This window comes from Ralstonia sp. SET104 (assembly GCF_003851545.1).
Lineage (GTDB): Bacteria > Pseudomonadota > Gammaproteobacteria > Burkholderiales > Burkholderiaceae > Ralstonia.
The window spans coordinates 1-622 of sequence record NZ_BHVX01000044.1 but is presented as its reverse complement, the minus strand read 5'-3'; the positions used below and the strand labels follow the sequence as shown (position 1 = coordinate 622).

Annotated in this window: 1 protein-coding gene; it reads left to right on the top strand. The window is 63.0% G+C overall.

From position 1 onward, the window contains the following. The coding region (locus PSUB009319_RS22735; protein WP_124384425.1) for an IS4 family transposase at window positions 1-622 on the top strand (622 nt) is incomplete at both ends.

The following is a 622-nucleotide window of genomic DNA, read 5'->3' as shown; positions in this document are numbered from 1 at the left end:
GCGCGCGGTGACGCTGACCTCGATTCCGACCCATCTCGTCGCGAATATCGCGTTCGGTCGTTACGACACGAACGAGATGCTCTATGCCAAGCAATTGCTGGCACAGATCCCGGATCACTCGCTGACCGTCTTCGACAAGGGCTTTCTATCCGCAGAGATCCTGTGTGGCCTGACTGCGGGCGAGCGCAATCGCCACTTCCTGATTCCCGCCAAATCCAATACGCGCTGGGAAGTGGTCTCGGGCAAGCCCGACGACGCCTTGGTGCGCATGCGCGTCTCGCCGCAGGCGCGGCAGAAGTGCCCTGAGCTGCCCGAATGGTGGACCGCGCGTGCGATTCGCGTGCTGGATGCGGGAGGGCGCGAGCGGGTGCTACTGACTTCGTTGACCGACCGGCGCCGTTTCAAGGCGGCCGACCTGGCTGCCTGCTATGAACGCCGCTGGCAGGTTGAAACCAGCTACCGAGAACTCAAACAATCGATGCTCGGCAGCGAACTGACGCTGCGTAGCCGGACCGTCGAGGGCGTTTGCCAGGAAATCTGGGGCGCACTGATCGCCTACAACCTGATTCGCCGCGAAATGGCCAGCGCGGCCTTCGAGGCCAAGTGCGAGCCAACCGAACTC